Annotated in this window: 1 protein-coding gene and 1 pseudogene; both read right to left on the bottom strand. The window is 65.7% G+C overall.

What is annotated here, in order from left to right:
- On the bottom strand, positions 1-353 hold a 353-nt coding region (locus EN969_RS32715; protein ID WP_127389655.1), incomplete at its 3' end, for a pyridoxal-phosphate dependent enzyme.
- Between the two features lie 39 nt (positions 354-392).
- Positions 393-1024 (bottom strand): annotated as a pseudogene (locus EN969_RS32710) (diaminopimelate decarboxylase); the annotation flags it as partial.

Raw genomic sequence — 1024 nt, 5'->3', positions numbered from 1 at the left:
CCATAGGAGCGGATCCGTTCCAGCTTGGCCGCCGGGCTCACTTCGGGAACGAAGATGGTCGCCTTGTGGCCAAGCCGCATGGCGGCATAGGCGACGGCCGCGCCATGGTTGCCGCCCGATGCTGCGACGACACCGGCCTTTGGGACCGCACGCTCCAGCAGGTTGGTGAAGGCGCCGCGCGCCTTGAACGAGCCGGAATGCTGCAGGCATTCGAGCTTCAGGTCGACGGCCAACGGCGGCCGATCGAAGTCGGCCATGTCGACGCGCAGCACCGGCGTGTGCCTGATATAGGGGCGGATGCGCGGTTCCATCGCGGCAATGCGCTCGCGTGTGACGGTGATGCCGTTCGTCATGATTGCTCCCTGTGACGGGTCGGTGTGTTTCCGGCGCTTCTATGCAAGCCAGTCGGGCATCGAATCCAGTCCGATCAGGTCGTCATAGGTCAGGCGTGGGCGCACGACGTGGAACCGGTCGCCGTCGACCAGCACCTCCGGAACCAGCAGACGGGTGTTGTAGGTGCCGGCCTGCACCGCGCCATAGGCGCCCGCGGTGGAGACGGCAATCAGGTCGCCGGCCTTCAGCCTGGGCAGATCGCGGTCCAGGCCGATATAATCGCCGGTCTCGCAGACCGGGCCGACGACGTCGACCATCATGCGCGGCGTGTCCGCCGGCGGCTGCACGACCGGACGGATATCGTGGAAGGCATCGTAGAGCGTCGGCCGGATGAGATCGTTCATGGCGGCGTCGACGACGAGGAAGTTCTTGGCGTCGCCTTCTTTTACGAAGATCACTTCCGAGACGAGGATACCGGCATTGCCTACGATCAGCCGGCCCGGCTCGAACATCACCTTCAGCCCGAGCTTGGTGACATGCTTCCTGACGATCTGGGCATAGGCATCGGGCAGCGGCGGCGGGTTGTTGTCGACGCGATAGGGGATGCCGAGGCCGCCGCCGAGGTCGATATGCTCGATGGCATGGCCGTCCGCCCGCAGCGCGCCGACCAGATCGACAAGCAGGGCGAAGG

This window comes from Mesorhizobium sp. M7A.F.Ca.CA.003.01.2.1 (assembly GCF_003998945.1).
GTDB lineage: Bacteria > Pseudomonadota > Alphaproteobacteria > Rhizobiales > Rhizobiaceae > Mesorhizobium > Mesorhizobium ciceri.
This window is presented reverse-complemented; position numbering and strand designations above follow the sequence as displayed.